31 protein-coding genes are annotated in these 25,431 nt (G+C 71.3%); 14 read left to right on the top strand and 17 right to left on the bottom strand.

From position 1 onward, the window contains the following. Positions 1-91: 91 nt before the first annotated feature. Entirely contained in the window at positions 92-520 is a 429-nt protein-coding gene (locus tag AB0B55_RS14095; protein WP_355048996.1) for a Fur family transcriptional regulator, read from the top strand. Between the two features lie 74 nt (positions 521-594). Next, the gene (locus AB0B55_RS14100) at positions 595-1,452 is read left to right on the top strand and encodes an oxygenase MpaB family protein (protein ID WP_357171859.1); all 858 of its coding nucleotides are present in this window, start codon (positions 595-597) and stop codon (positions 1,450-1,452) included. A gap of 42 nt (positions 1,453-1,494) precedes the next feature. Here AB0B55_RS14100 and AB0B55_RS14105 read toward each other — a convergent pair whose 3' ends face one another. The 11 genes from AB0B55_RS14105 to AB0B55_RS14155 form a co-directional block, all read right to left on the bottom strand. Further along, positions 1,495-2,322 (bottom strand): PD-(D/E)XK nuclease family protein, encoded by an 828-nt coding sequence (locus AB0B55_RS14105; protein ID WP_357172028.1) that lies wholly within the window; start codon positions 2,320-2,322, stop codon positions 1,495-1,497. 137 nt (positions 2,323-2,459) lie between these two features. Next, entirely contained in the window at positions 2,460-3,074 is a 615-nt protein-coding gene (locus tag AB0B55_RS14110) for a MarC family protein (RefSeq protein WP_355048999.1), read from the bottom strand. A gap of 41 nt (positions 3,075-3,115) precedes the next feature. After that, a complete protein-coding gene (locus tag AB0B55_RS14115) occupies positions 3,116-3,988 on the bottom strand; it encodes a PHP domain-containing protein (protein ID WP_357124468.1) in 873 nt (290 codons plus the stop codon). A gap of 94 nt (positions 3,989-4,082) precedes the next feature. Next, positions 4,083-5,345, bottom strand: a complete 1,263-nt coding sequence (locus AB0B55_RS14120) for a hypothetical protein (RefSeq protein WP_357124464.1) — start codon at positions 5,343-5,345, stop codon at positions 4,083-4,085. Next, positions 5,342-6,139 (bottom strand): SigE family RNA polymerase sigma factor, encoded by a 798-nt coding sequence (locus AB0B55_RS14125; RefSeq protein WP_357171860.1) that lies wholly within the window; start codon positions 6,137-6,139, stop codon positions 5,342-5,344. The genes AB0B55_RS14120 and AB0B55_RS14125 overlap by 4 nt, the downstream gene beginning before the upstream one ends. A 103-nt stretch (positions 6,140-6,242) precedes the next feature. Next, positions 6,243-7,118: a PH domain-containing protein gene (locus AB0B55_RS14130; protein WP_357124458.1), complete on the bottom strand. Its 876-nt coding sequence runs from the start codon at positions 7,116-7,118 to the stop codon at positions 6,243-6,245. Between the two features lie 6 nt (positions 7,119-7,124). Next, a complete protein-coding gene (locus AB0B55_RS14135) occupies positions 7,125-7,283 on the bottom strand; it encodes a hypothetical protein (protein WP_007455302.1) in 159 nt (52 codons plus the stop codon). Between the two features lie 116 nt (positions 7,284-7,399). Continuing rightward, on the bottom strand, positions 7,400-8,110 hold the full coding sequence (locus tag AB0B55_RS14140; protein WP_357124694.1) for a DUF6758 family protein: 711 nt from the start codon (positions 8,108-8,110) through the stop codon (positions 7,400-7,402). A 62-nt stretch (positions 8,111-8,172) separates the two neighbouring features. Continuing rightward, positions 8,173-8,796, bottom strand: a complete 624-nt coding sequence (locus AB0B55_RS14145; protein ID WP_357124691.1) for an RNA methyltransferase — start codon at positions 8,794-8,796, stop codon at positions 8,173-8,175. Between the two features lie 39 nt (positions 8,797-8,835). Beyond that, positions 8,836-9,360 (bottom strand): hypothetical protein, encoded by a 525-nt coding sequence (locus AB0B55_RS14150; protein WP_357124455.1) that lies wholly within the window; start codon positions 9,358-9,360, stop codon positions 8,836-8,838. A 75-nt stretch (positions 9,361-9,435) separates the two neighbouring features. After that, a complete protein-coding gene (locus AB0B55_RS14155) occupies positions 9,436-9,951 on the bottom strand; it encodes a MaoC family dehydratase (RefSeq protein ID WP_355049005.1) in 516 nt (171 codons plus the stop codon). Between the two features lie 549 nt (positions 9,952-10,500). Here AB0B55_RS14155 and trxA point away from each other — a divergent pair. The 3 genes from trxA to AB0B55_RS14170 all read left to right on the top strand — a co-directional run bounded on the left by trxA (position 10,501) and on the right by AB0B55_RS14170 (position 12,387). Beyond that, a complete protein-coding gene (gene trxA, locus AB0B55_RS14160; protein ID WP_074316526.1) occupies positions 10,501-10,863 on the top strand; it encodes a thioredoxin in 363 nt (120 codons plus the stop codon). A gap of 154 nt (positions 10,864-11,017) precedes the next feature. Next, complete coding sequence (locus AB0B55_RS14165; protein ID WP_357171861.1) at positions 11,018-11,458, top strand: hypothetical protein; 441 nt, start codon at positions 11,018-11,020, stop codon at positions 11,456-11,458. Further along, positions 11,455-12,387 carry an HTTM domain-containing protein gene (locus AB0B55_RS14170; protein ID WP_357171862.1) on the top strand — a complete coding sequence of 311 codons (933 nt, stop codon included), beginning with the start codon at positions 11,455-11,457 and terminating at the stop codon, positions 12,385-12,387. Before AB0B55_RS14165 ends, AB0B55_RS14170 begins: the two co-directional genes overlap by 4 nt. Here AB0B55_RS14170 and AB0B55_RS14175 read toward each other — a convergent pair. Next, complete coding sequence (locus tag AB0B55_RS14175; protein ID WP_357171863.1) at positions 12,351-12,770, bottom strand: DUF393 domain-containing protein; 420 nt, start codon at positions 12,768-12,770, stop codon at positions 12,351-12,353. The two genes, AB0B55_RS14170 and AB0B55_RS14175, sit on opposite strands and share 37 nt — an antisense overlap. Before the next feature lie 91 nt (positions 12,771-12,861). Here AB0B55_RS14175 and AB0B55_RS14180 point away from each other — a divergent pair, with 91 nt between their 5' ends. The 4 genes from AB0B55_RS14180 (at position 12,862) to AB0B55_RS14195 (ending at position 17,261) form a co-directional block, all read left to right on the top strand. Then, entirely contained in the window at positions 12,862-14,928 is a 2,067-nt protein-coding gene (locus AB0B55_RS14180; RefSeq protein ID WP_357171864.1) for an intein-containing Rv2578c family radical SAM protein, read from the top strand. 196 nt (positions 14,929-15,124) lie between these two features. Continuing rightward, positions 15,125-15,715 (top strand): sigma-70 family RNA polymerase sigma factor, encoded by a 591-nt coding sequence (locus AB0B55_RS14185; protein WP_357171865.1) that lies wholly within the window; start codon positions 15,125-15,127, stop codon positions 15,713-15,715. Further along, positions 15,712-16,674, top strand: coding sequence for a DUF2092 domain-containing protein (locus tag AB0B55_RS14190; protein WP_357171866.1), 963 nt, complete (start codon positions 15,712-15,714; stop codon positions 16,672-16,674). The genes AB0B55_RS14185 and AB0B55_RS14190 overlap by 4 nt, the downstream gene beginning before the upstream one ends. 179 nt (positions 16,675-16,853) lie before the next feature. After that, entirely contained in the window at positions 16,854-17,261 is a 408-nt protein-coding gene (locus AB0B55_RS14195) for a CoA-binding protein (RefSeq protein ID WP_357124433.1), read from the top strand. A gap of 103 nt (positions 17,262-17,364) precedes the next feature. Here AB0B55_RS14195 and AB0B55_RS14200 read toward each other — a convergent pair whose 3' ends face one another. Beyond that, complete coding sequence (locus tag AB0B55_RS14200; RefSeq protein ID WP_357124430.1) at positions 17,365-18,561, bottom strand: acyl-CoA dehydrogenase family protein; 1,197 nt, start codon at positions 18,559-18,561, stop codon at positions 17,365-17,367. Between the two features lie 176 nt (positions 18,562-18,737). Between AB0B55_RS14200 and AB0B55_RS14205 the strand changes: the two genes are divergently transcribed. Beyond that, positions 18,738-19,274, top strand: a complete 537-nt coding sequence (locus tag AB0B55_RS14205; RefSeq protein WP_357124427.1) for a DUF4190 domain-containing protein — start codon at positions 18,738-18,740, stop codon at positions 19,272-19,274. Here AB0B55_RS14205 and AB0B55_RS14210 read toward each other — a convergent pair whose 3' ends face one another. Continuing rightward, a complete protein-coding gene (locus AB0B55_RS14210) occupies positions 19,275-20,180 on the bottom strand; it encodes an SDR family NAD(P)-dependent oxidoreductase (RefSeq protein ID WP_357124424.1) in 906 nt (301 codons plus the stop codon). It abuts the gene before it with no gap. 117 nt (positions 20,181-20,297) lie between these two features. On the opposite strand from AB0B55_RS14210, the gene AB0B55_RS14215 reads away from it, so the two are divergent. Then, positions 20,298-20,840, top strand: a complete 543-nt coding sequence (locus tag AB0B55_RS14215) for a DUF4190 domain-containing protein (RefSeq protein WP_357124422.1) — start codon at positions 20,298-20,300, stop codon at positions 20,838-20,840. 77 nt (positions 20,841-20,917) lie between these two features. Here AB0B55_RS14215 and AB0B55_RS14220 read toward each other — a convergent pair whose 3' ends face one another. Continuing rightward, positions 20,918-21,874, bottom strand: a complete 957-nt coding sequence (locus tag AB0B55_RS14220) for a CoA ester lyase (RefSeq protein ID WP_357124419.1) — start codon at positions 21,872-21,874, stop codon at positions 20,918-20,920. Positions 21,875-21,999: 125 nt separating this feature from the next. Between AB0B55_RS14220 and AB0B55_RS14225 the strand changes: the two genes are divergently transcribed. Beyond that, positions 22,000-22,824: an SDR family NAD(P)-dependent oxidoreductase gene (locus AB0B55_RS14225; protein ID WP_357124688.1), complete on the top strand. Its 825-nt coding sequence runs from the start codon at positions 22,000-22,002 to the stop codon at positions 22,822-22,824. A 10-nt stretch (positions 22,825-22,834) separates the two neighbouring features. Further along, positions 22,835-23,110 carry a hypothetical protein gene (locus tag AB0B55_RS14230; protein WP_357124416.1) on the top strand — a complete coding sequence of 92 codons (276 nt, stop codon included), beginning with the start codon at positions 22,835-22,837 and terminating at the stop codon, positions 23,108-23,110. A gap of 8 nt (positions 23,111-23,118) precedes the next feature. Here AB0B55_RS14230 and AB0B55_RS14235 read toward each other — a convergent pair whose 3' ends face one another. Continuing rightward, complete coding sequence (locus tag AB0B55_RS14235) at positions 23,119-24,078, bottom strand: DMT family transporter (protein WP_357171867.1); 960 nt, start codon at positions 24,076-24,078, stop codon at positions 23,119-23,121. A 94-nt stretch (positions 24,079-24,172) separates the two neighbouring features. Between AB0B55_RS14235 and AB0B55_RS14240 the strand changes: the two genes are divergently transcribed. Beyond that, positions 24,173-24,886: an HAD-IA family hydrolase gene (locus tag AB0B55_RS14240; protein ID WP_357171868.1), complete on the top strand. Its 714-nt coding sequence runs from the start codon at positions 24,173-24,175 to the stop codon at positions 24,884-24,886. 5 nt (positions 24,887-24,891) lie between these two features. Here the strand turns inward: AB0B55_RS14240 and AB0B55_RS14245 are convergent, their stop codons facing one another. After that, positions 24,892-25,422, bottom strand: a complete 531-nt coding sequence (locus tag AB0B55_RS14245; RefSeq protein WP_357171869.1) for a hypothetical protein — start codon at positions 25,420-25,422, stop codon at positions 24,892-24,894. Between the last annotated feature and the right edge of the window lie 9 nt (positions 25,423-25,431).

Below are 25,431 nucleotides of genomic sequence, written 5' to 3' on the forward strand. Positions count from 1 at the left end.
AGTGTCCGGATCGATCTTTACGAGCTGTGTTCGTGACCACCGCCCTCGGCCGACTGTTGTCGTCGCTGGTCGCGCGTGCTGTCATTGGCGCGTGTCCAGAGGTGAGGAACTGCTGCGATCGCGGGGGCTGCGCGTCACCCGACCGCGCCTGGCGGTGCTGGATGTCCTCGCCGACGGTGGCCACCTGGAGGTCGACGAGATCACCCGGCGGGTCCGGGAACGCCTCGACTCCGTCTCCACCCAGGCGGTCTACGACGTGCTGGGGGCGCTGAGCAGGGCCGGGTTGTCCCGCCGGATCGAGCCGGCCGGCAGCCCCGCCCGGTACGAGGCACGCGTCGGCGACAACCACCACCACGTGGTCTGCCGGGGCTGCGGCGAGATCGCCGACATCGACTGCGCGGTCGGCAGCGCGCCCTGCCTGGATCCGGGCGTCGCGCACGGCTTCGAGGTGGACGAGGCGGAGGTGACCTTCTGGGGTCTCTGCCCGAGCTGTCAGTCGCGGCGCGCCGCCGACGGCTGACCCCTCCCCGTCGCCGGGACCCCGGCCGGCCGGGCTGGCCGGCACCGACGCGCCGGCCGTGGCACGCTTGGTCGGTGGACTCCGATGACCTCGGCCTCTTCGGTCCGGGTTCGGTCACGTGGAAGGTGCACGAGGAGCCGATCCTGATCGTCGCCGGCCTGCGCTCGCTCTACCTCCAGGCGTTGCACCCGCGCGCCATGGCCGGCGTCGCGCAGAACAGCGACTACCGCACGGACGCGTGGGGACGGCTGGTCCGCACGGCCACCTACGTGGAGACCACCGTCTACGGCACGACCCTGGACGCGGAGCAGGCCGGCGCGCGGCTGCGTCGACTGCACGCCCGGCTGCGGGCCACCGACCCCGCCACCGGCGAGCAGTTCCGGATCGACGACCCGGCCCTGCTGCGCTGGGTGCACGTCACCGAGGTCGAGTCGTTCCTCAGCACCGCCCGCCGGGCCGGTCTGCCGCTCACCGATGACGAGGTGGACGGCTACTACACCGAGCAACGTCGGTCAGCCGCCCTCGTCGGGCTGGACCCGGCCACGGTGCCGGGCACCGCCGCCGAGGTCCAGGATTACTACCGTGCCGTTCGGCCGGAGCTGCGGATGACCCGGGAAGCCGCCGAGACGGCGCTGTTCCTCACCGCCCCACCGCTGCCGTGGAAGCTCGGCCTGCCGGCCCGGCTGGGCCTCAACCTCGGTCCGCCACGGTGGGCGTACCTCGGGATCGCCGGAACCGCGCTCGCGCTGCTCCCCCCGTGGGCCCGGCGGATGTACGGCGGGTTGGGGCTGCCCACCACCGAGTTGTCGGCGGATCTCAGCGTTCGCGCGCTGCGACTGGCGCTCGGCGCGGTGCCGCGTCGCTACCTGGAGGGGCCGTTGGTTCAGGCCGCCAAGCAACGGGCGGCGGACCGAGCGGCGCTGGCCGGCTGACCGACCCCACGTGCGCCGCGTCGAGCTGGCCGACGGACGCGATCAGCCCTCGACGGTTCGTTCCACGGCCGCCCACGGCTCCTTGCCCGGGGTCTGCGCCCCGGTGGGACAGTGCCGCCGGTAGTCGCACCAGCCGCAGCGCGGCCCGGGCGCGACCGGGAACGCCTCGTCGGCGTCACCGCCGTCGGCGACGACCCGCTCGGCGGCCATGATGTCGCGGGCCGTGTCCTCCGCGCGGGTCAACTGGCGGGCCAGCGACTCGACCGTGTGGTCGTGACCGGCGACCGTGCCGGTCGGCAGGTGGTGCAGCTCGACCCGGCGGCACGGCCGGCGGAACACCCGCTCGGCCGCGTACGCGTAGAGGGCCAACGCCTGCGAGCCCCGGGCGTCGTCGGCGTCCAGCCCGGTGCGGCCCGTCTTGTAGTCGACGATGACCAGCTCCGGACCCTCCGGGCCCGGCCGGGAGTCGATGCGGTCGGTGCGGCCGTTGAAGGCCAGGACGGCGGTCTTGACCGCCACCACCCGCTCGACACCGAGCGGGTCGGAGTCCGGCTCCAACGTCTCGACGTACGCCTCCAGCCAGCTCAGCGCCCGCCGGTAGGCGGCCCGCTCCTGCTCGTCGTCGCGGTAGCCCTCACGGACCCAGGTGCCCTTGAGCAGGGTGGCCAACGCTTCGGGGCGGCGTCGGTCGGCGGGCAACGCGTACCAGTTCTTCAGGGCGGTGTGCACGCTGGCGCCGAGTGAGTTGTGGGCCCAGGGCGGACCCTTCTGCGGTGCGGGACGGTCGACGTAGGAGTAGCGGTAGCGGCGGGGGCAGTCGGCGTACGTACCGAGTTTGCTCGGGGTGCAGACGAACAGCCGCTCCGGCATCCCCTCGAAGCCGAGCTGCTCGGCGCCGCCGGGACGTTGCTGAGGGGTCCGACCGCCAGCGGCGGATCGTCCGGATGAAGAGGCTCGTCGCACGCCTGCGATCCTGCCATCCACCCCCGACATCCGGACTGTCCCGGTCAGGTCATGTTCACGTAGTGCGTGACGAAGGCGGCCACCGCGTCGGCGATGAGCTGGACGGCGATCGCGGCAAGGAGCAGGCCGGCGATCCGGGTCAGCACCTCGATGCCGCCGGGGCGCAGGATCTTGACGATGCCGCCGGAGAAGCGCAGCACGATCCACACGGCGACCATGACGGCGAGGATCGCCGCGGCGATCGCGGTGTAGTCGCCGAACCCGTCGGCCTGCTGGACGAAGAGCATGGTCGCCACGATGGCGCCCGGTCCGGCCAGCAGCGGGGTACCCAGTGGCACCAGCGCGATGTTCGAGGTGACCTGCTGGCTGGGGTCGTCGGCCTTGCCGGTCAGCAGCTCCAGGGCGACCAGGACGAGCAGCAGCCCACCGGCGGCCTGCAAGGCGGGCAGGTCCACGTGCAGGTAGTCGAGCAACGTCTGCCCGGCCACCGCGAAGATCACGATCACACCGAGAGCGAGCGCGACGGCCTGCCACGCCGCCCGGTTACGGTCGCGCGCGGGCAGCGGCCCGGTCAGCGCCAGGAAGATCGGCATCATGCCCGGGGGGTCGGTGATCACCAGCAGGGTCACGAAAACCTCGCCGAACAGCTTCAGATCCACGTGAGCAACCTAGCCGCGTCACGGTGGGCGAAATACGCGGATCAGACCGAAGCGACCTCGGTCACCCCGGCGGCGACGATCCGCTCGTACGCCTCGACACCGGTGGTGAACGCGCCGAGCCGGACGGTCTTGTGGGTGCCGTGGAAGTCGGAGGAGCCGGTCACCAGGAGGTCCAGCTCGGCGGCGAGCGCCCGGACGTGCGCCCGTTCGGCCGGGCTGTGGTCCTCGTGGTCGGCTTCCAGCCCGGCCAGCCCGGCGGCGGCCAGCTCGGCGATCAGCTCGTCGGGCACCACCCGGCCACGTCGGGTGGCCCGGGGATGGGCGAACACCGGTACGCCCCCGGCGGCCCGGACCAGCCGGACCGCCCGGAAGACGTCGATGTCCTCCTTCGGCAGCCGGTACCGCTCACCGAGCCAGTCCGGGCCGAACGCCGCGCGGGTGTCGGCGACCAGGCCGGCGCGGATCAGCGCCTGCGCGATGTGCGGGCGACCGACTGTCCCGCCGGCCGCGCCGGCGAGGATCTCCGGCCAACTCACGTCGATGCCGTCGGCGCGCAGCAGCGCCACGATCCGCTCACCGCGCTCCTCACGGGCGGCCCGCACCCGGGCCAGCTCGGCGACCAGCTCCGGGTGTTCCGGGTCGAACAGGTAGGCCAGCAGGTGCAGTGGGATCGCCGGATCCGCGCCCTCCCAGCGGCAGGACAGTTCGGCGCCCCGGATCAGGAGCAGGCCGGGCGGCAACGCCCGTACGGCCGGCGCCCAGCCCGCGGTGGTGTCGTGGTCGGTGATGGCCAGCACGTCCAGACCGGCGTCCGCGCCGGCACGGACGAGTTCGGCCGGCGTCAGCGTGCCGTCGCTGGCGGTCGAGTGGGCGTGCAGGTCGATCCGGGGCGCGGAGCCGGTACGCGAGGTCACTCCCCGACGCTACCGAGCGGACCCGAAGCAGACTCGCGTAGGTGGGGCGGAGATCCCCGCCGCCCGGCCCGATAACCCGGCGGATCCGGCAGGGTCAGGAGCCGCTGACCAGAATCGGTCGGTCGCCGGGCTCGAGGCCGGCCACGGGCATCGACTCGGCCTGTTCGCCGGCACGGACCCGCTTGACGTTGACCCGGACCAGCCAGCCGGAGCTGTCGACGTAGGCGACGTCCGAGTCGCTCGTCCAGGCGACCGCGCCGCTCACCGCCGGGCCGACGGGTACGGCGTCCAACGTCGTACCGAGCCGCTCCAGGTCGACCAGCAGGGAGCGGTCGGTCGACCCGACCTTCCCGTTCACCAGGAGCCATCGTCCGTCGTCGGACAGCCCGCCGACGCCGTCCGGGCTCAACCGGCTGCCGCAGGCGGTACGTGCCGCTTTCGTGGCCCGCTTCGGATCGACAAGTGTCAGGCAGGTTTCGTCCGCCGAGTTCGCCGGCACCTGGCTGACCAACCGCCCGTCCGGCAGCGAACCGTAGACGTTCAGGGTGTCCTGCTCGGGCACCTCGGTCAGCTTGTCCGCGCCGGGCCGCCACAGGACGTGACCCGGCCGGGTCGGATCAAGTCGGACCACCAGGCTGCTGCCGACGAACCGGACGGGTTGCGCGCTGTCCGGGACCGCGATACGCACCGTGCCGATGAGCTGGGTGCCGACGACTCCCGCCACGAGCAGGTCCCCGCCGTCCCGCCAGGCGACCTGCGTGGCGTCGGGCGCGAGAACGATCTGCCCCGCGCCGGCCAGCAGCACCTGCACCAGGCCGTCGTCCTGGGCGACCCAGAGGGAGCGCCCGGCGGCGGTGGGCGCTCCGACCACCAGCAGACCCGTGCCGTTGGGCAGCCGGTGCGCGAGTTCGGCGGGGCCGACACCGGGCAGCGCCAGGCGCTTGCCGTCGGCGTCGATCAAGGCGCTGGCGAAGAGTACGTCGGCGGGCGCCTTCGACGAGGGCGGAGGCGGGGCGACGCTGGCCGTGGCGAGCGGTTGGGCCGACAGGTCCGGGTCGCCGATGACGACGATGGGCGGCCCCTGCTGGTCGGAGCCGCCGGAGAGGTGTGTCATGCCGGCGCCGATCAGCACGGTGGTGACCACCCCGAGCGCGATACCGACTCCGGCACGCCGCCGTCGGATCCGGTTGGCGCGCCGGATGGCCTGACCGGCCGGGTCGGCGGTCAGTGGACGGGTAACGGCGACCTGGCGCGAGAGAGCCTCCCGCACCGCACCTTCGAGCTGGTCACGTCGCACCTGATTAGGACGCCGCAGGCCACCCGTGAGGTTGTCGGGGAGCCGCGGAAAGACGTTCACTGCTGCTCTCCGGGGCCGGTGCCGACAGGCACGGCCACCGAAGCGGTGGGCAGGTCGACCGCCGGGGCGATCGGACGGGGCGCGGACGGGCGCGGCGCGACCGGCCCGGGCTCGGCCCGACCGACGCTGGGACGCGGCGTCATCGCGGAGCGGGCTCCGGCCAGCCCTCCGACCGAACCGGACGGGACCGCCTCGACAGTCCCGCCGGGTCGGGCAACCTCTCGGGAGCGGGCGGCAGCCGCGTCGCGGCCGCGCCGCGGGGCGGTGCCGGTCCCGGTCGGCGCGGCGGCCAGATCCGGAGTGTCGACGCCCATGCGGCGGCGCAACGTGGCCAACGCCCTGGATGCCTGACTTTTCACCGTTCCAGGTGAGATGTCCAACAGTGCCGCCGTCTGCGCTTCCGACAGGTCCTCGTAGTAGCGCAGGACGAGCACCGCCCGCTGCCGGCTGGGCAGCTCCTTGAGGTGCCGCCAGAGCAGGTCACGGTCGAGCTGCCGCTCGATCTCGTCGAGGCCCGGGCGCTCGGGCAGCACCTCGGTGGGGCGCTCACCGTGCCAGCGCCGCCGCCACCAGCTCGTCGACGTGTTGACCATCACACGCCGGGCGTACGGCTCGACCGCCTCGATCCCGCCGAGCCGCTTCCACGCGAGGTACGTCTTCGTGAGCGCCGTCTGGAGCAGGTCCTCGGCCGTCGCCCAGTCGCCGGAGAGCAGATAGGCGGTACGGAGCAGGGCGGCGGAGCGAGCCGCGACGAACTCGCGAAACTCCTCCTCCAGGGGATCCCTGCTCGCCACCACACACCTCCGCACCCAAACCGTCCTGGAAGAGTGCCACGTCAGCGGCGTTTCGGTCCATGACGAAAGGTGCGCACTTGCTCCGATGTTCGGACGAAAACTTTCACGCGCCGTCGTCGGCCTTGGCCTCGTCGGCCTCCTTGCCCAACCGCGCCTCGACCGCCTGCGGCTCGTACATCTCTTCGACGACCCGTAGGTAGAGCTCGTTCGGGTTGGGCAGATTCTTGACCTCCCGCAGCGCCTGCTCCTGGCCCGCGGACTCCAGGACGAAGGTGCCGTAGTTGAGCGCCCGGCCGGTCGGGGTCTGCTCGTACTTCATGTCGGTGACCCGGACCAGCGGCATCATGGCGACCTTGCGGGTGACGATGCCGTTGACCACCATGACCCGCTTGTTGGTCAGGATGAACCGGTCGTACCACCAGTCGGCGACCTTCCACGCCACCCAGCCCATGACGGCGAACCAGAGCAGCACCGCGATGGTCGTCAACGCGCCCACGTTCCGCCCCGCGAGGAAGCCGGAGAGGTAGCCGAGCACGAAGGTCGCCGCGACGCCGATCAGGAGCGGGTTGGTGAGGTGGATCCAGTGCCGCTTCCACTCGCCCCGGTAACGCTCGGTGGGGAAGAGGTAACGGGCGACCAGCGAGCTGGGCTCGTCCTCCAGCGGGAGGACCCGACGGGGTGTCGACCCCATGGCGTCGGCGCGCAGCCCCGCCAGCTCCTCCTCGGAGATCTGCGGCGGCTGGCTGGCGGCGTCGGGATCGCGGATCCAGGCCCGACCGGACCGCCCTTCGCCGGCATAGCCGGGCCCGTCGCCGTAGCCGACGTCGTCCGAGAGGGAAGGCCCGTCGGACAGGCCGGGGCCGGCACCGTAGCCCGGGCCGTCATCGGGCCCGATCCGCGGGATCGGCTCGGTGTCGCGCTCGCGACGGTCCCGGTCGGGGTCGTCCGGGTCGAAGGGTGGACCGGAGGGGCTGCCCATCGGCGGCTAGGCGACGAGACTGGTGAAGAAGTCGCCGAACCCCTGGGCGATGTCCATGATCCCGCCGCCCAACGACTTGAACACATCAGCCGCAGAGTTTGGCCGATAGGCGACGAAGAAGATCAAGAATGCGATTCCGGCCCAGGTGAGGACCTTCTTGACCATGGCGGGCCATCCTCTCGCGCGGCGCCGGGTCCCATTACCGCAGCGGCACCCAGAGTATCAGTGTGGTGTCGTACAGTGAATATCTGCGTCCGTTCTCCGTCAACCCGGAAGAGATGTCAAGCTCTCCCGGACAGGTACGGGGACGGTGCGCCGTACACGAGTTCGGGCGGAGTCCACTCGGTCAGGTCGTGTAACACGACATCCTCCGCGAGCAGATGACCCGCACTCGCCGGCCAGGCTATCGCATGTAGCCACATTCCCCGAGCCTCGCCGGCGTACGCGCTTCGATCCGTCGGAGAATTCACCAACCACAGTGGAGTCGGGTGCCCGCCGACCCTGATCCTGGCCTGCCCGACGTGCTCGGGATGCCCGGGACCGGGGTCGGTCAGCGCGTCGGCGAGCTCCGGTCCGGGATCGGGGCCGGCCAGGCCGGCGAGTCGCGTACCCAGGCCCACGCCCGGTTCCTCGGCCACGAAGACCAGATCCGCCGGGCCGTCGTCGAGCGGTGCGGGCCCCGCGCAGGCCACCGCGGTCGCCCGCACGCCGGTGCGGTCGTCCCCGGCGTACGCCACGCCGGTGAGGGTCCAGCCGGGCGGCAGCGGCCACGGGCACCACAGTGGTGTCCCGGGTGGACCGGGAGCCGCGGTGATCCGTTCCACCACGCTCGCGACGATCTCCGCCCCGATGTGTTCGGGCACGTGCAGCGGCGGCACGGGTCCGCAGCGCAGGCACCTCGACTCGGTGTGCATCAGATCCGGCGCCCGTACCGGGCCCCCGCATCTCGGACAACTCACCGCGACACTCACATCCCCACCGTCACCCCACATCGCCGCCACGTCAAGCCGGAACGCCGAAAGCCGGAACGCCGAGCGCGCCGATGGGACGACGGTCAGTCCGGCGGTGGACCGGCGTGCGTCCGGATCCACGCGTGCATGGCGATGCCGCTGGCCACACCCGCGTTGATGGACCTCGTGGAGCCGTACTGGGCGATGGAGTGGAGTTGGGCGCAGGCGGCCCGCGCGGGCGCGGACAGGCCCGGGCCCTCCTGGCCGAAGAGCAGCACGCAGTCACGCGGCAGCACGGCGGTCTCGATCGGCCGGGAGCCGGGCAGGTTGTCGATGCCGAGCACGGGCAGCCGCCGTCCGGCCGCCCAGGCGACGAACTCCTCGATCGTCTCGTGGTGCCGGACGTGCTGGTATCGATCGGTCACCATCGCGCCGCGTCGGTTCCACCGACGCCGACCGACGATGTGCACCTCGGCCGCGTTGAACGCGTTGGCGTTGCGCACCACCGTGCCGATGTTGAAGTCGTGCTGCCAGTTCTCGATGGCGACGTGGAAGCCGTGCCGCCGTCGGTCCAGGTCGGCGACGATCGCCTCGTGCCGCCAGTAGCGGTAGCGGTCGACGACGTTGCGCCGGTCGCCCTCGGCCAGCAGTTGCGGGTCGTAGCGCGGATCCTCGGGCAGGTCCCCGGGCCAGGGGCCCACACCCACCTCAAGCTGGTCGTCGGTCACGGTCATCAGAGAGTACGGCCACCCCGGCGCCCCGCGATCTCAGCCCAGGCCGAGCGCGTCACCGAGCCGGTCCAGGAAGCGTCGGTCCGCCGGGCTGGCCGGATGCCCGTCGAGGCCGGGCGTCGCCCGGCAGACGCGGGCCGCGACCGACTGCACCCACTGGCGGTACGCCGCCGAGTCGGCCGGATCGGCACGCCGACGCAGCACCCGGGCCGCTGCCCGACACGCGGCCAGCAGGTCCACCAGATCGGTGAGCCGCTCGGCGGGAGCCGGCGCGCCATCGTGCCGGGCGTAGATCGCGGCGACCACGGCACGGACCAGGTCACTGTCGAACCCGCGGCCGGCGGCCACCGCGTCCAGGCCAGCCAAACCAGCCATCACCCCGCGCTCCGGGCGGCCGGCGCCGGGCGCGGCGGCGGCCACGAGGACCCGAGCGGGCAGGCTGGTGAGCAGATCCCACTCGGCGGCGGAGTAGACGGCGGTGGTCAAGGGTGCGGCACGGCGGCCGGCAGAGGGCGGCTCTCCGGCGACGGAGTGGCTCATCGGAACCTCCGGCGTCAGCATAAGCCCCGAAAACGGGACCAGGGCCGCCACCGGCGGAACCTGCTGTCCGATGGTGCCCTGCTCCGGCGGGCGCGTTCAGCGCGGCGTGGGGAAGCTGGGCCGCTCCGGGTCCACCCCGTCGGGCACCGCGCTGGCCGCGTACTCCTTCTTGGGGACCATGACCCGGCGGCGGAAGACGCAGACCATGGTGCCGTCCTGGTTGTAGCCGCGGGTCTCCACCGAGACCACGCCCCGGTCGGGCTTGGAGCCGGACTCCCGCTTGTCGAGCACCGTCGTCTCGCCGTAGATGGTGTCGCCGTGGAAGGTGGGCGCCACGTGCCGCAGCGACTCCACCTCCAGGTTGGCGATGGCCTTACCGCTGACGTCGGGCACCGACATGCCGAGCAGCAGGGAGTAGATGTAGTTGCCGACCACGACGTTGCGCCTGAACTGGCTGGACGTCTCGGCGTAGTGCGCGTCCAGGTGCAGCGGATGGTGGTTCATGGTGAGCAGGCAGAAGAGGTGGTCGTCGTACTCGGTGACGGTCTTGCCCGGCCAGTGCCGGTAGACCGCGCCGACCTCGAACTCCTCGTAGTAGCGGCCGAACTGCATGCTGGTCCCCTTCGACGGGCGGCGATGGAGTTCGGCACAGCATGCCTTACCGGTGGTTAAGGCGACGGTCCGGGCGGGACCTCGGCGGAAATGTCACACCGGTCACTCACCAGGGGGGAGACGCAATGAGCGGCGGGGCCCTCCCCGGCACCCGCCGCCCACGCTCTGATGTGAGGAATTCTGCCCTACGGCGCCGTAGCTTCAACAGAGATCGCGGTCACATTTATCTTTTTGTAACACTACTCTCCGTGACGAACGCGGGGTTGATCAGCGATCTCCGCAGGCCGGATACCTCCTTGTCAGGGCTCAAGTTACCGATTCGTAGCGCTCGACCGGGTGGATCTCCCTGGAAACGCTCCCATTACCGCAGGTCACGCAAGTGCGTCATGCACTTGCGTTCCGCAGGACGAGATGAACTGACACAGTTCGATGGTCTGCGCGGCACCCGAGCAGCCCCGGCCACGTTTCGTGCGCAGCCGCCCGGGAATTCGATACGGTCAGCCCTGGTTCTACGGGACGCAGACAACCCGCAGGTGATCGGAGAGTGCAATGGCAACCGTTGAGCTGACCTCGGCGAACTTCGACGAGGTGACCGGCAACGACGGCATCGTCCTGGTCGACTTCTGGGCCGACTGGTGTGGTCCGTGCAAGCGGTTCGCCCCGGTCTACGAGCGCTCCTCGGAGAAGCACCAGAACATCGTGTTCGGCAAGGTCGACACCGAGGCCCAGCAGGAGCTGGGCGCGAAGTTCGACATCCGGTCGATCCCGACGATCATGGCGATCCGCGACGGCGTCATCGTCTTCGCCCAGCCGGGCGCCCTTCCCGAGTCCGCCTTGGAGAACCTGATCGAGCAGGTCGAGGCGCTGGACATGGACGACGTCCGCAAGCAGCTGGCCGAGCACAAGCACTGAGCCGTCCGCGCGACGGCACGCGAAGGCCGGGCCCGGTTCGGGTCCGGCCTTTCGTCATATCCCGAAAGCCGCCCATGATCACCGACCTGGGCAGGCGGAACTGACCGTCGGTGGGACGCGAGACGGTCGGTACATCCCGTATCGTCACGACCCGATGGAGACCCTGACCACCCGCGGGCGCGTGACCCGGCTGGGCGCGACCGCCCTCGGTCTCGTCCTGCTGCTGCTCGGCACCTTCTGGGGCAGCGACGACGACTTCCCCTTCGGCCCGTTCCGGATGTACGCCACCTCGAACCCGCCGAACGCCCCCGCCCCGGACACCCGGGTGGAGGGCGTGAACAGCGCCGGAGCGGTGGTCGACCTCGACCAGGACGCGACCGGCATCCGCCGCGCCGAGATCGAGGGCCAGCAGGACCGGTACGCGGCCGACCCCGCGCTGCTCACCGAGGTCGCCGACGCGTACGCCGACCGTCATCCGGACGCCCCCGCGCTGGTCGAGGTCCGCATCGTCATCCGTTGGCACGGCATCCGCGCCGGCCGGCCCACGGGGCGGCACACCGACGAGACGATCGTCAGCTGGCAGGTCTCCCGATGACCGGCTGGCTGACGGAGGCGGTGCCCCGCGGACGGATCGCCGCGTTCCGGACCCTGATCTACCTCTTCGTCGTCGCCGACCTGGTGGTCTTCACCCCCTGGGTACGCACCAGAGCCAGCGTGCCCGGTGAGCTGTACCAGCCGCTGTTGATCGGCCGCCTGCTCCCGCTGCCGACCCCGACGCCGACGGTCGTGGCGCTGATCTTCTGGGGGCTCCTGCTCGCCGCCCTGCTCGCCGCGACCGGCCGGGCACCCCGGCTGCTCGGCTGGACGGTCTGCGCGCTGTACCTCGAGTGGATGATCATCGCGATGAGCTACGGGAAGGTCGACCACGACCGGTTCGGCCTGCTCGTCGCGCTGGCCGTGCTGCCCACCGCCGGCCGGGCCCGCCACGGCGACACCACCCGCACGGAGGCCGGCGGCTGGGCCCTGCGCGTCACCCAGATAGCGGTCATCTGCACGTACTTCCTGGCCGCCTGGGCCAAGCTGCGCTTCGGCGGTCTGGACTGGCTGACCGGCTCGGTACTGGCGAGGGCCATCATCCGACGCGGCACCGACCTGGCCGACCTCATCGCCCAGGTGCCGTACCTGCTGATCGTCGCGCAGTTCGGCATCGTGGCCTTCGAGCTGCTCAGCCCCGTGGTGTTCCTGTTACCGGCCCGCTGGCGAGTGGCCATGGTCGGCTTCTTCTACTCGTTCCACGTGGTGACCATCGCGACCATCACGATCTCGTTCGCGCCACACCTGGCCGCGATGACCAGCTTCCTGCCCCTGGAACGGGTACGACCGCTGGTGTGGGCACGCCGACTCGCGGGGCGGGGCCCGGTGGACGTCGACACGACGTCGGCGCCGCCCGATCAGGCTCCGCCCGACGATCGGGCCCGGCTCGGCGATCAGGCTCCGGCGGTCGGGCGCCCGGTCGGGCCGTAGAGCCGCTCCCTGGCCTCCTGCGGCAGGGAACACGCCGCCGTACCGCCCGGGAGGCGGTGCCTGTTGCGGGCCACCCAGCGGTAAACCGGCCAGGCCACCGCGCGCACCGGCGGGAACCGCAGACCCGCGCCGGCCACCCGCCACACCGGACCGCTGTCGGCCAGCAGCTTCGCGATGGCGTCCGGACCGGCGGCGCGGGAGCCGTCCGCGCCGACCCACTGCACGGCCTCCTCGCACTCGGCCACGGTGAGGCCGAGGGCGTCCAGGTCGGCGAACTGCCAGGGCACCACCCGCGCGCCCGTGGGGATCCGGCGTTCGATGAACTCCGCACAGGTCGTGCAGAACGCGCAGTCACCGTCGTAGACGAAGGTCGACCTCTCCATGGGTCCATCCTCCCCCGTTGGAGCGACGATCGCTCACGGGTGTCCGGCGGGTCACTTGCGCGGACCTCGTACACGTGTTCGAATAGTGCCCATGCGCTGGGACAACCTCACCGCTCCCCCGGTCGAGGGAGACCCCGAGAGGGCAGCGCCAGCGACGCCACCCCTGCCGCTGGCGCTGCCCGGCGCCGTCGTCCGCACCTTCGACACCCCCGAGTTCGCCGGGATGACGTTCCACGAGGTGCAGGCCAAATCAATCCTCAACCGGGTGCCCGGCCAGTCCCGCGTCCCCTTCGAGTGGACCATCAACCCGTACCGGGGATGCAGTCATGCTTGTGTCTACTGCCTGGCCGGTGACACTCCGATCCTGATGGCGGACGGTCGCACGAAGCTGATCAGTGAGCTCGAGCCCGGCGACCGCATCTACGGGACCGAGCGACGCGGTGCTTACCGCCGATACGTCGTCACCACCGTTCTTGACAAGTGGTCCACCGTGAAACCCGCATACCGGGTCACCCTGACTGACGGCACCACGCTCATCGCCAGCGGAGACCACCGGTTCCTCTCCGATCGTGGCTGGAAGTACGTCACCGGGGCTATGCAGGGCACCGGCCAGCGCCCCTACCTGACCACCAACAATCGCCTCATCGGCACAGGCCGTTTCGCATCCGGGCCGAAGGAGTCACCTGACTACCGCCGGGGCTACCTCTGCGGGATGGTCCGGGGCGACGCTCACCTCGCCACCTACTCGTACCCACAGGGGGTCGTGCATCGGTTCCGTCTGGCGCTGATCGACGACGAGGCGTTGAGTCGGAGCGAGCGCTACCTCGCCCAGGAGGGCATCGAGACACAACGCTTCTCGTTCGCACCGGCCAGCGCCACCCGGCAAGCCCTGTCGGCGATCCGCACCTCGAAACAGCGGGACATCGAAACGATCACCGGTCTGATCCAGTGGCCGGCTGCCCCCACCGACGAATGGCGCCTCGGCTTCCTGGCCGGCATCTTCGACGCCGAGGGCAGCTGCAGTAGAGGCGCCCTGCGCATCAGCAACAGCGACGACACGATCCTCGACCAGACGACGGCGGCGCTGCGCCAGTTCGGCTTCACCTGCGTGCTTGAGGACCCCGGCAGACCCAACCGGGTGCGGCAGATCAGATTGACCGGAGGTCTTCCCGCTCGGCTCCGGTTCTTCCACCTCACGGACCCGGCCATCACCAGGAAGCGCTCGATCGAGGGCGCCGTGCTGAAGTGCAGGGCCGACCTCAGGGTGGTCGACATTCAAGCGCTCGGGCTGGAGCTGCCGCTCTGGGACATCACCACCGGCACCGGCGATTTCATCGCCAATGGGGTGGTGAGCCACAACTGTTTTGCGAGAAACACCCACACCTACCTCGATCTCGACGCTGGTACGGACTTCGACCGGCAGGTGATCGTCAAGGTCAACGCCGGTGAGCTGGTGCGACGCGAGCTGGCCGCGCCGAAGTGGCGGGGCGCGCACGTCGCGATGGGCACCAACGTCGACTGCTACCAGCGTGCCGAGGGTCGTTACCGGCTGATGCCGCAGATCATCGCGGCCCTGCGGGACTTCGCCAACCCGTTCTCCATCCTCACCAAGGGCACCCTGATCCTGCGTGACCTGCCCCTGCTGCGTCAGGCGGCCGAGGTGACCACGGTCGGCATCTCCTTCTCGGTGGGCTTCGTCGATGACCAGCTCTGGCGTGGCGTCGAGCCCGGCACGCCGCACCCGAGTCGCCGGCTCGAGGCGGTCCGCCGGCTCACCGACGCCGGCTTCCCCGTCGGGGTGCTGATGGCGCCGATCCTGCCCGGCCTCAGCGACGGCGAGGAGTCGATCGACGCCACGGTCTCGGCGATCGCCGCCGCCGGAGCGACGAGTGTGACCCCGCTGGCGCTGCACCTGCGCCCTGGCGCCCGCGAGTGGTATGCCCAGTGGCTCGCCCGGGAGCACCCGCACCTCGTCGGCCGTTACCGAGAGCTGTACCGCGCGGGCGCGTACGCCCCGCAGGCGTACCAGCGGGAGCTGACCGCCCGGGTGCGGATCGCCTCCCGTCGCCACGGGCTGCTCCGGGGCGAGGTGGGCGACAACCGCCGCCTGCCCGAGCCGCCGCCCGCTCTCGCCGTCGAGCAACTGACCCTGCTCTGACCTTCCGCGCCGGGTGGAAAGCCCCCGGAACTGCGGCGATACCCTCCCCCGTGCGCCCTGGCACGTGGCGCTGACGTCCTGCCGGCAGGACGCGGGGACGCTCGCGACGGTGTGGGACCGCGAAGACGGAACCTGGCGGCGGTGCCAGACAAGAACAGGGCATGAACGCACCGTCGAACCAGGGGGCCATCGGGACATGACTGTGACCGAGCGCTCCGACTCGCTGTTGGTAACGGGAGCGCCTGAACTGTTCGGGGAGCTGTTCGAGCGGTACGGCGGTTGGCTGTACAACTTCAGTTCCCGCCGGGTCGGGCGGCAGCTCGCCGAGGATCTGGTCGCCGAGACGTTCCTGATCGCGTTCTCGCGACGGGACCGCTACGACACCTCGATGCCCAATGCACGTCCGTGGCTGTTCGGCATCCTGAGCAACCTGCTCCGGAACTACCACCGCGCCGAGGTGCGGTGGCTGCGGGCACTGGAGAAGTCGGGCAGAGATCCACTCAGCGGTTCCGGCCAGCACAACTTCGCCGATCGGGCCGACGAACGGCTCGACGCCGAGGCCGCTACGCGGGCACTGGCCGGCGCTCTCGCCGCGATGCCACACGACCAACGTGACCTGCTCCTGCTGCACATCTGGGCCGGCCTGGACTATCCGGAGCTGGCCTCCGCGCTCGGCCTGGCACCGGGCACCGTCCGCTCCCGCCTTCACCGGGCCAAGGCACGCCTGCGCCTCGCGATGCCCGCCCACTACGCACCGTCCGCCGCTGCGAATGAGGAAAACGGATGAACGACAACGTGGAATCTGACAACGCGGGCGTCGAGCTGCTCGTCGCCTTTCGCGAGGACCTGACCGGCCCTGGAACGGACGCGACCGACCGGATGCGGCACGCGATCCTCAACGGGACCAGGTACGCGCGTCCAACGGCGAAGCGCTGGTTCCTGCGTCGTCCGGCGATCGCGACCGCGACCGCCTTCGCTCTGGCTGGTCTCGCAGCCGGCGGTGTCGCCCTCGGCACGGCCGACCGGACCGGGCAGGTGGGCGGCGTCGCCAGCTCGACGGACGGGTCCCACCCGTCGCAGCTGGGCGATGTCACCTACGTCAGCAGCCAGACCCAGGCCGCGCTGGGCAAGGCGGACGACTACGTCGTGAAGGTGCACGACACCTATCGGGGTGGCTGGATCGACTCCTGGGAGGACCGGCAGACCGGACGCCGGCGGGTCGACATCTTCGGGGGCGACGGCAGACCGGACTCCACGCTGGTGACGGTCGTCGCCGACGGGAAATACCGTGGCACCCAGATCAGCCATCTCGAGCGGACGTACTTCGAGTTCGTCGACTCACCGGACAAGGCAACCGGCACGGTCTTCGTGCCGAACGACGCGGCGAGCATCCGGACTTGGCTCGCCCGGGGCAAATTGGAGATCGTGGGGCAGGAGAAGGTGGACGGGCGCGACACCGTGCACCTGCGGTTGACGGCGGGGACGGCGGCCTACACCGCAGAACTGTGGGTGGACTCGACCTCGTTCCTGCCGTACAAGACGGTCGCCGACAAGAGCGGCAAGGTGACCGACAGGTCAGAGGTCAGCACCTTCGAATGGCTGCCCCGCTCGGATGCGAACCTGAGCCACTTCGACCTGACGCCGCCCGCCGGCTATGAGAAGGCGGGAAGCAAGGCCACCAAGGGCGACTCGCCGTTCACCCTTCCCGCTGGACCCGACCAGGCCCCCAGCCCGACGACCGACTGACCGCCGTGGGTTGCCGCGCCCTGGGTTCCGGGGAACGGCAGCCCACGGCGTAACCGGTCTGCTTCGCTTCGCGCGAAGCGCCGGCCGGGCCCGACTGGCTGCTGGGGGCGGCCAGTCGGGCCTTTCGGCGCAGGTGTTGCTCGCCCGCGTGCGGCGGGCGGCGGAGCTACAGTCGGCGGGTGCGTACCGCTCAGCAGATCCTCGCCGACTCCGCCGTGATCGCCGTCGTGGGCGCGTCCCGCGACCCGATGAAGGCCGCGCACAGCGTGCCGTTGCAGATGCAGCGGTACGGCTGGCGCATCATCCCGGTCAACCCGAGCGTCGACGAACTCTTCGGCGAGCGGGCGTACGCGTCGCTGGCGGACATCCCGCACCCGGTCGACCTGGTGGACGTGTTCCGGCCGGCCGCGGACGCCGTGCAGGTGGTGCGGGACGCGGCGGCGATCGGCGCGCCGGCGGTCTGGCTGCAACTGGGCATCGTGTCGGCCGAGGCGCGCGAGATTGCCGAGGAGGCCGGCATGGACTACGTCGAGGACCGCTGCCTCATCGTCGAACGCGCCGCCGGAAACCTGACCCGCCTCCGCTGACCCGCGTTTCCCCCGCGATCTTGCAGTTTCGGTTGGCGTTCTGCCCCGTTATGCACGCCATGTCGCCGCAGTAACTGCAAGATCGCGGGATTCAGGGTGGGGGTTAGAGCTTGTATTCCTTCAGCAGGCCTCGGCTGATGATGGTCTTCTGGATCTCCGAGGTGCCCTCGCCGATCAGCAGGAACGGGGCCTCGCGCATCAGCCGCTCGATCTCGTACTCCTTAGAGTAGCCGTAGCCGCCGTGGATGCGGAACGCCTCCTGGACGACCTCGGCGCAGTACTCCGAGGCGAGCAGCTTGGCCATTCCGGCCTCGACGTCGTTGCGCTGTCCGGCGTCCTTGAGTCGGGCGGCGTTGACCATGAGGGCGTGCGCGGCCTCGATCTTCGTGCCCATCTCGGCGAGCTTGAAGGCGATGGCCTGGTGCTTGGCGAGTGGCTGGCCGAACGTCTTGCGCTGCTGGGCGTAGCCGACGGCCAGCTCGAAGGCGCGGATGGAGATGCCGCAGGCGCGGGCGGCGACGTTGACCCGGCCGACCTCGATGCCGTCCATCATCTGGTAGAAGCCGCGGCCCACCTGGTCGGCCCCGCCGAGGATCGCGGAGTCGGGCACGGTCACGCCGTCGAGCACCATCTCGGTGGTCTCGACGCCCTTGTAGCCCATCTTCTCGATCCGGCCGGGGATGGTGAGGCCGGGCGCGGTCTCGCCGAAGCCCGGCTCCTTCTCCAGCAGGAAGGTACTCATGTTGCCGTACACCGAGTCGGCGCCGGTGTCGGTCTTGACCAGGGTGGCGACCACCGATGAGTACGCCCCGTTGGTCAGCCACATCTTCTGCCCGTTGAGGACATAGGTGTCGCCCTCCCGGACGGCCCTGGACTTGATCGCCGAGACGTCGGAGCCGGTCTCCGGCTCGGACATCGAGAACGCACCGCGCACCTCGCCCGTCGCCATCTTCGGCAGCAGGCGGGCCTTCTGCTCGGCGGAGCCATGCTGGGAGATCAGGTACGCCACGATGAAGTGGGTGTTGACGATGCCGGAGATCGACATCCAGCCCCGGGAGAGCTGCTCCACCACGAGGGCGTACGTGAGCAGCGACTCGCCGAGCCCGCCGTACTCCTCGTCGATGGTGAGACCGAACAACCCCATCTCGCGCATCCCGTCGAGGATGTCGGTGGGGTACTCGTCGGCGTGTTCGAGCCGCTGGGCGTGCGGGATGATCTCCTTGTCGGCGAACTCCCGGACGGTCTCCAGGATCGACTGCTGCACGTCGGTGAGGCCGGGCGTCTGGGCGAGTCGAGCCATCTCGGCCTCCGGGAATCAGCGCACTACTCGTGGGTAACTGAACGCTCGGTAAGTATCGGTCGCCCGGCCCGCCAGGCCAAGGTGACCAGTCCACACAACCGCTGTGAAAAGGTTCACCGCTACGGGTACCGTCCGGCAAGAAGGACTTTTCCGGCACCGACAGGAGGAGGACAGCCGTGAGCTACCCGCCGCCGTCGGGCCCGCCGGGAGACGAGCCGCCGCCGTCACCCTACGAGCCATCCCGGGACCAGTCGCCGTACGCGCCACCGCCGGCCGGCCAGTCGCCGTACGCGCCACCGCCGGACCAGTCGTCCTCCGGACCGCCGGAGCGCTCGCCGTACGGGCCACCCGCCGACGAGCCGTCGCCGTACGAGCGGCAGGGGCCGCACCAGCCGGCGCACTGGGGTCAGCAGCCGCCGTACCCGCCGCAGGGCCCCTACGGCCAGTACGGCCCACCTCCCGGCGGCCCCGGTCGGGGCACCAACGTGCTGGCGATCCTGTCGCTGGTGTTCGCCTTCGTGTTCCCCCCGGCCGGCGCCGTCCTCGGTCACCTGGCCAAGCGGCAGATCCGCACCACCGGCGAGGAGGGCGACCAGCTCGCGACCTGGGGCCTGATCCTCGGGTACGTGTTCACCGCGCTGACCCTGCTGGCCTGCTGCGGCTGGCTGGCGCTGGTCATCCTCGGTAACAACGGCGACAGCCGCGGCTACTGATCAGCGGAACCGGGCCTCCCGGACGCTGTTGCCACCGTCCACCACGAGCATCTGACCGGTGATGTACGACGCGGCCGGCGAGCAGAGGAAGCTGATCGCCGCGGCGACCTCGTCCGGGGTGCCCGGTCGTCCGACCGGGGTGCCCAGACCCTGCTTGATCTCGGCCATCGTGGAGGCCGCCGTGTAGATGGTGCCCGGCGCGACCGCGTTCACGGTCACCCCGTCGGCGATCATCTCCATGGCCAGCGCGCGGGTCAGACCGACGACACCGGCCTTGGCGGCGGCGTATGCGGCTTCGGTGGGCAGGGCGTTGACCGGGCCGGCGGTGGCCGCCAGGTTGACGATCCGCCCCCAGCCCCGCTCGGCCATCCCGCCGATGAAGGCCCGGCTGCACAGGAACGCGGTGGACAGGTTGCGGTCGATCTCGCCGCGCCACTCGTCGTAGGTCAGCTGCGCGACCGGCCGCAGCACTCCCTGACTGGTCCGGCTCGCCAGGCCGGCGTTGTTGACCAGAACCTCGACGTCGCCCAACTGCTCGGCCACCGCGTCGGCCAGCGCGCCCACCTCGGACTCGTCGGTCAGGTCCGCGACGAACCCGGTCACGCCCAGTTCACTGGCCCGCTCGTGGATGCGCCGGGTGGTCGACACGATGGCGACCCGCGCCCCCAGGTCGGCGAGGCGCCGCGCGGTGGCGTACCCGATGCCGTCCGGACTGCCCGCCCCCGTCACCAGGGCGACCCGGCCGTCTAGCCGCATGGTCACCGGATCGGGCAGCGCGACCGGCTCGTCGGCGCCGGTCGCGCCGGTCGACGTGGCCGCCCGACCGCGCCGCGCCACACCCGGACGGCTCACGTCCCGTCGCGGTCGGCTGCCGGACCGGTCCGCGGCACGCGCGTCAGTTGACATGCCAGGGATCCTGCCCGTTACGACCGGCCCGGGCAACGCGGCACCCGGGAGCGGGGGCGTCGGGTTTGGTCACTGCTGGCTACTCTGGCGGCGCAGCCGAGCCGACGGAGATCACGCATGACCAATCCCCCGCCCCCCGGCGACTGGAACGACCCCACCTGGTCGGCTCAGCCGTCGAGCACACCGCCGGACCCGACCCTGGTGGCCGGTCAGCCGGTGCCCGCCCAGCCCGGTCCCGTGGACCCGTACGCGCCGGTCGACCCGTACGCGGGCGCGCAGCAGGCACCCGGTCAGCCCATGCCCGGTTACGCCCCGCCCGGATACCCCGCACCCGGGTACGCGCCGGCGGGCTACCCGCCGCAGTACCCCGGTTACGGCTACCCGGCCCCGCGCAAGACCAACGGTCTGGCCATCGCGTCACTGGTGCTGGCCCTGGTCGGTCTCACGTCCTGCGGCATCACCGCGCCGATCGGGGCGATCCTCGGTCACGTGGCGCAGAAGCAGATTCGGGCCAGCGGCGAGGACGGCGAGGGGTTGGCGAAGGCCGGCATCATCGTCGGCTGGATCGTCACCGCGCTGATGGTGCTGGGCATCGCCGCGTACGTCGCCGTGATCATCTTCGCGGTCACGACGGGCGCGAGCAGCGACAGCGGTTACTGAGGCGGGCGCGCGGGTGGGCGTACCGCCGAATGCGGGACCGGGTCGACGGCCGGCGGCGGGCGACCCGACCCGGCCACTCACTCCGCCGGCGGGGTGAACGACGAGGTACGGCTCATGCCGGCGGCGCGGCCCTTGGCGGCGATCACCAGCGCCATCTTGCGGGACGCCTCGTCGATCATCTCGTCGTCCAGCATCACCGCGCCCAGCCTGCCGCCGGCCTCCGAGGTGTAGTGCTCGTACGCGTCGAGAATCAGCTCGGCGTGGTCGTAGTCGGCCTGCGCCGGCTGGTAGACCTCGTTAGCGGCGTCGATCTGGCCCGGGTGCAGCACCCACTTGCCGTCGAAGCCCAGCGCCGCCGACCGCTTCGCCACCTCGCGGAACGCGTCGACGTCCCGGATCTGCAGGAACGGGCCGTCGATGGCCTGCTTGTCGTGCATCCGGGCGGCCATCAGGATGCGCATCAGGATGTAGTGGTACGGGTCGCCCGGATAGTCCGGGATCAGCCCGCCGACCACCAGCGACCTCATGTTGATCGAGGCCATGAAGTCGGCCGGGCCGAAGATGATGGTCTCGACCCGGGGCGAGGCGGCCGCGATGGCGTCCACGTTGACCAGACCGGCCGCGTTCTCGATCTGCGCCTCGATGCCGATCCGGCCGACCTCGAGGCCGAGCGTCTTCTCGATCTGGGTGAGCGTCAGGTCCAGCCACCGCACCTGACCGGCGTCCTGCACCTTCGGCAGCATGATGCAGTCGAGGTTCGCGCCGGCGCCCTCGACCACCTCGATGACGTCCCGGTACGTCCACGGGGTGGTCAGGTCGTTGACCCGTACCACCCGGGTCTTGCCGGCCCAGTCGCCGTCGTTGAGGGCGGCCACGATGTTCTTGCGCGCCTCCGGCTTGGCCAGCGGCGCAACCGCGTCCTCCAGGTCGAGGAAGACCTGGTCGGCGGGGAGCCCCTGCGCCTTGCCGAGCATCTTGACGCTGGAACCCGGTACGGCCAGGCACGACCGACGGGGACGACCGACTGCGGCCATGGATGTGCTCCTTCCAGCGACCGGCGGGCACGCCGACGCCACCTGAATCCGAGGAAAACTTAACGATCCCAAAGGGCGTGGTGACGCCACGGTAACCTCGCGCCATGACCGCGGTGAATGGACCTGTGGAAGATCTCACTGGGCGTCGGCTGGTGGTGGTGACGGGTGCCAGCTCCGGCATCGGATTGGCCGCCGCGGTGGCCTTCGCCTGCCGCGGCGACCAGGTGGTGCTCGTCGGGCGGGACCCGGCCCGACTACAGGCCGCGGCGGAGCGCGTACGGGAGACAGCCGGCGAGCGCCCGGAGCTGTTCCGGGCCGACTTCGCGGTCCTCGACGACGTACGCGGACTGGCCGAGCGGCTGCGCGACGCGTACGACCGGATCGATGTGCTGGCCAACAACGCCGGGGCCATCGCGCTTCAACCGCTCACCACCGTCGACGGCTTCGAGCTGTCGATCCAGGCCAACCACCTGGCCCCGTTCCTGCTCACGAACCTGCTGGCCGACCGGGTGGGCCGGACGGTGGTGACCGCCTCGGGGGCACACCGCTTCGGCGCGCTCGATCCGGACGACCTCAACAGGCCGCTGCGCGCCTACCACCCGATGGGCGCGTACGGCACCAGCAAGCAGGCGAACATCCTGTTCGCCGCCGAGGCGTCCCGGCGCTGGCCGGGCATCTCCGCGTACAGCTTCCATCCGGGAGTGGTGCGGACCCGGTTCGCCAACGACAGTCGGCTGGTCGCCTTCGGCATGCGGTTCATGCCGTTCCGCAGCCCGGAGAAGGGGGCCGAGACGCTCCTCTGGCTCGCGAACCAGGATCCGGCCCGGCTCGCCGGCGGCGGCTACTACTACAACCGCCGGCCGCGTCGGCCGTACCGCAAGGCGGCGGACCCACAGCTCGCGTCCCGGCTCTGGGAAGCCAGCGCCACGGCCGTCGGCATCGATGGGTAGCGTGGCCGCCATGCTGACGCTTGTCGCGATCGTCGAGTACGCCACCGGGGCCGAGACCGCCGGGCAACGCTACGAGGACACCGTGTTGGCCCTGCTCGACCGGCACGACGGCCGGCTGGAACGGCGGCTGCGCGGCACCGACGGACGGAGCGAGGTGCACGTGATCACGTTCGCGGCCCGCACCGGATACGAGTCGTTCCTCGTCGACCCGGAGCGTGCCGCGCTGCGCGCCGACCTCGGCGACGCCGCCCCGACCACGCGCGTCATCGAGGCGTACGACGTCTGAAGCGATCGTCAGCTCTCCAGCGGGGCGGCGTCGGCGGGCAGCGGGGTGAGCGGCGTGGCACGGCGGGCGGCCCGGGCGCCGCCCAGCACCACCACCGCCACGCCGACGAGCAGCAACGCCATCCCCAGCAGCGCGTACGGGCGGGGAACCTGGTGCAGCCAGGCCCAACCGAGCAGGGCCGCACCGGGGGCCTCCAGCAGGATCAGCACGCTCACCGTGGTCGCCGAGATCTTGTGCAGGGCGTAGTTGAACATCGAGTGCCCGAGCAGTTGGGCGCCCGCCACCAGGGCCAGGATCGCCAGCCAGGTACGCCCGTCGAAGCCGACCGTACGGACCCCGCCCAGCAGGCAGATCACCAGCAGGACCGCCGAGCAGATGCCGTAGCAGATGGTCGTGTAGGTGGTGGTGCTGATGCTGGCACGGGCTCGTTCACCGAAGGCGGTGTAGACGGCTGCGAACATGCCACCGGTCACCGCCAACAGATCGCCGGCGACGGCTCGGCCGGAGATGCCCACGTCCGCGCCGGTGGCGATCACCGCGCCGCCCACCGCCACCGCGATGCCGACCCACACCACCGTGGGCAGCCGCCGCCCCTGGGCGCGGGCGATCAGCCCCTGCCAGACCGGCTGGGTGGCACCCAGCGCGGTGGCCGCGGCGACCGAGGTGAGCTGGGCGCTCGGCACCCAGGTCGCGAAGTGCCCGGCGAGCGCGACCCCGGAGAGGACGCAGAACAGTCCCTCGCGCCGGCCGGTCCGCCCCGCCAACGCGCGGAACTCGGCGCGGCGGCGCGCCAGGGCGAACGGGCTCAGCACGGCCACCGCGAGCAGGTTGCGCCAGAAGGCGATGGCCAGCGCCGGAGCGGCGGCGTACGCGATCAACGGCGCGGACGTTGACACGGCAACGACGGCCAGGGCGACCGCGGCGGTGGTCAGCGGGTCCAGGGGTGGTCGAGGGGACACGGGAAGCAATCTTCACACGACCACGGACAGCACGGAACGTCAGCACTCAGTTACGATCACGCGCGTTCGCGCCGACGACCCTCGACCGCAAAGGCGCTCCCCCATGGCCGGCTACCAGGCGGTGCTGTTCGACTTCTTCGGCACGCTGACCCGTTCGGTGCAGCGCGGCGCCGCGCACCTCGGCACCGCCGAACTGCTCGGCTGTCCCAGCGAGACGTTGAGCGAGGTGCTGAACCGCACCTACTACGAGCGCGCCACCGGCCGGCTCGGCGACGCGCAGACGACCATGCGGTGGGTCTGCGCCCAGGCGGGCGTACATCCGAGTGACAGTGCCCTGCGGGCGGCGGTGGTGTCCCGGCTTCGCGCGATCCGCGCGGACACCCGGCTGCGCGCCGACGCGGTGCCCGTGCTGGCGGCGCTGCGCGAGCGCGGCGTCCGCACCGGCCTGATCAGCGACTGTACGCACGAACTGCCGGCCTTCCTGCCGCACCTCCCCGTGGCGCCCCTGCTCGACGTACGGGTCTTCTCCGTGCAGGTCGGACGCTGCAAGCCGGATGCCGCGCTCTACCTGACCGCCTGCCGTCGACTCGGGCTCAGGCCGGACGACTGCCTGTACGTGGGTGACGGCGGCAGCCACGAGTTGACCGGCGCCGAACAGGCCGGCATGACCGCGGTCCGGCTGGCCGCGCCCGATCTGGCCGAACACATGGTCTTCAACGCCGACCGTCAGTGGCGCGGCACCACGCTCGGCACCCTGCGTGAGGTGCTCGACCTCGTGGACGCCAAGGTCACTGCCGCCGCTGTCGCGGCGAGTTGACCCGATCAGCGGCGACGGACCCGGTGCAGGCGGAACGGCTTGCGGGTGGCGCGGACCGCCGGGGTCTCCCGGGGCGGCTCGGTCTGCGCGTCGGACGGCAGGTCCGTGCCGGCCAGGGGCGTGCCGGCCGGAGCGAGGCGGTTCAGGGCGCAACCGTCGGCGACCCAGCGGGCCACCAGGTCGGCGGTCGGACCGGGCGCGTTCAGGCGCTTGCCCGCCACCAGCGGCGCGGCGGTGTCCCACGCCTCGGTGCCCGGTGCCAGCCGGGTCACCCGGGCCGGCCAGGTGACGATCCGCCCCCCGTGGTCACCGCGCAGGGTGACCTGCGCCTCGGTCGCGTCGGCGAGGCCCGGCGCGGCCTGCTCGCCCGGCCCGCTCACCACCAGGAGCGCGCCCTCCAGCGGGGCGCACCAGAGCGCGAGCGCCGGCCCACCGGACACGCTGACCCAGGCCATGGCGGCCTTCTTCATCGCCTCGTCCACCAGCGGCGTGCCACCGGCGGCGTCCTCGTCCGTCACACCCGCATCCTCCCGCATCGACGCCGT

Origin of the sequence: Micromonospora sp. NPDC049107 (assembly GCF_040648595.1) — a bacterium.
Taxonomy (GTDB): domain Bacteria; phylum Actinomycetota; class Actinomycetes; order Mycobacteriales; family Micromonosporaceae; genus Micromonospora.

Bases quoted from the DNA above. Each gene is read 5' to 3' on its own strand.
- trxA (WP_074316526.1), top strand. From the start codon at position 10,501: ATGGCAACCGTTGAGCTGACCTCGGCGAACTTCGACGAGGTGACCGGC.
- AB0B55_RS14150 (WP_357124455.1), bottom strand. From the start codon at position 9,360: ATGCTGACGCCGGAGGTTCCGATGAGCCACTCCGTCGCCGGAGAGCCG.
- AB0B55_RS14215 (WP_357124422.1), top strand. From the start codon at position 20,298: ATGACCAATCCCCCGCCCCCCGGCGACTGGAACGACCCCACCTGGTCG.
- AB0B55_RS14175 (WP_357171863.1), bottom strand. From the start codon at position 12,770: ATGGAGAGGTCGACCTTCGTCTACGACGGTGACTGCGCGTTCTGCACG.
- AB0B55_RS14210 (WP_357124424.1), bottom strand. From the start codon at position 20,180: ATGTCAACTGACGCGCGTGCCGCGGACCGGTCCGGCAGCCGACCGCGA.
- AB0B55_RS14180 (WP_357171864.1), top strand. From the start codon at position 12,862: ATGCGCTGGGACAACCTCACCGCTCCCCCGGTCGAGGGAGACCCCGAG.
- AB0B55_RS14105 (WP_357172028.1), bottom strand. From the start codon at position 2,322: ATGCCGGAGCGGCTGTTCGTCTGCACCCCGAGCAAACTCGGTACGTAC.
- AB0B55_RS14220 (WP_357124419.1), bottom strand. From the start codon at position 21,874: ATGGCCGCAGTCGGTCGTCCCCGTCGGTCGTGCCTGGCCGTACCGGGT.
- AB0B55_RS14230 (WP_357124416.1), top strand. From the start codon at position 22,835: ATGCTGACGCTTGTCGCGATCGTCGAGTACGCCACCGGGGCCGAGACC.
- AB0B55_RS14190 (WP_357171866.1), top strand. From the start codon at position 15,712: ATGAACGACAACGTGGAATCTGACAACGCGGGCGTCGAGCTGCTCGTC.
- AB0B55_RS14185 (WP_357171865.1), top strand. From the start codon at position 15,125: ATGACTGTGACCGAGCGCTCCGACTCGCTGTTGGTAACGGGAGCGCCT.
- AB0B55_RS14140 (WP_357124694.1), bottom strand. From the start codon at position 8,110: ATGTGGGGTGACGGTGGGGATGTGAGTGTCGCGGTGAGTTGTCCGAGA.
- AB0B55_RS14170 (WP_357171862.1), top strand. From the start codon at position 11,455: ATGACCGGCTGGCTGACGGAGGCGGTGCCCCGCGGACGGATCGCCGCG.
- AB0B55_RS14155 (WP_355049005.1), bottom strand. From the start codon at position 9,951: ATGCAGTTCGGCCGCTACTACGAGGAGTTCGAGGTCGGCGCGGTCTAC.
- AB0B55_RS14165 (WP_357171861.1), top strand. From the start codon at position 11,018: ATGGAGACCCTGACCACCCGCGGGCGCGTGACCCGGCTGGGCGCGACC.
- AB0B55_RS14135 (WP_007455302.1), bottom strand. From the start codon at position 7,283: ATGGTCAAGAAGGTCCTCACCTGGGCCGGAATCGCATTCTTGATCTTC.
- AB0B55_RS14240 (WP_357171868.1), top strand. From the start codon at position 24,173: ATGGCCGGCTACCAGGCGGTGCTGTTCGACTTCTTCGGCACGCTGACC.
- AB0B55_RS14245 (WP_357171869.1), bottom strand. From the start codon at position 25,422: ATGCGGGAGGATGCGGGTGTGACGGACGAGGACGCCGCCGGTGGCACG.
- AB0B55_RS14130 (WP_357124458.1), bottom strand. From the start codon at position 7,118: ATGGGCAGCCCCTCCGGTCCACCCTTCGACCCGGACGACCCCGACCGG.
- AB0B55_RS14200 (WP_357124430.1), bottom strand. From the start codon at position 18,561: ATGGCTCGACTCGCCCAGACGCCCGGCCTCACCGACGTGCAGCAGTCG.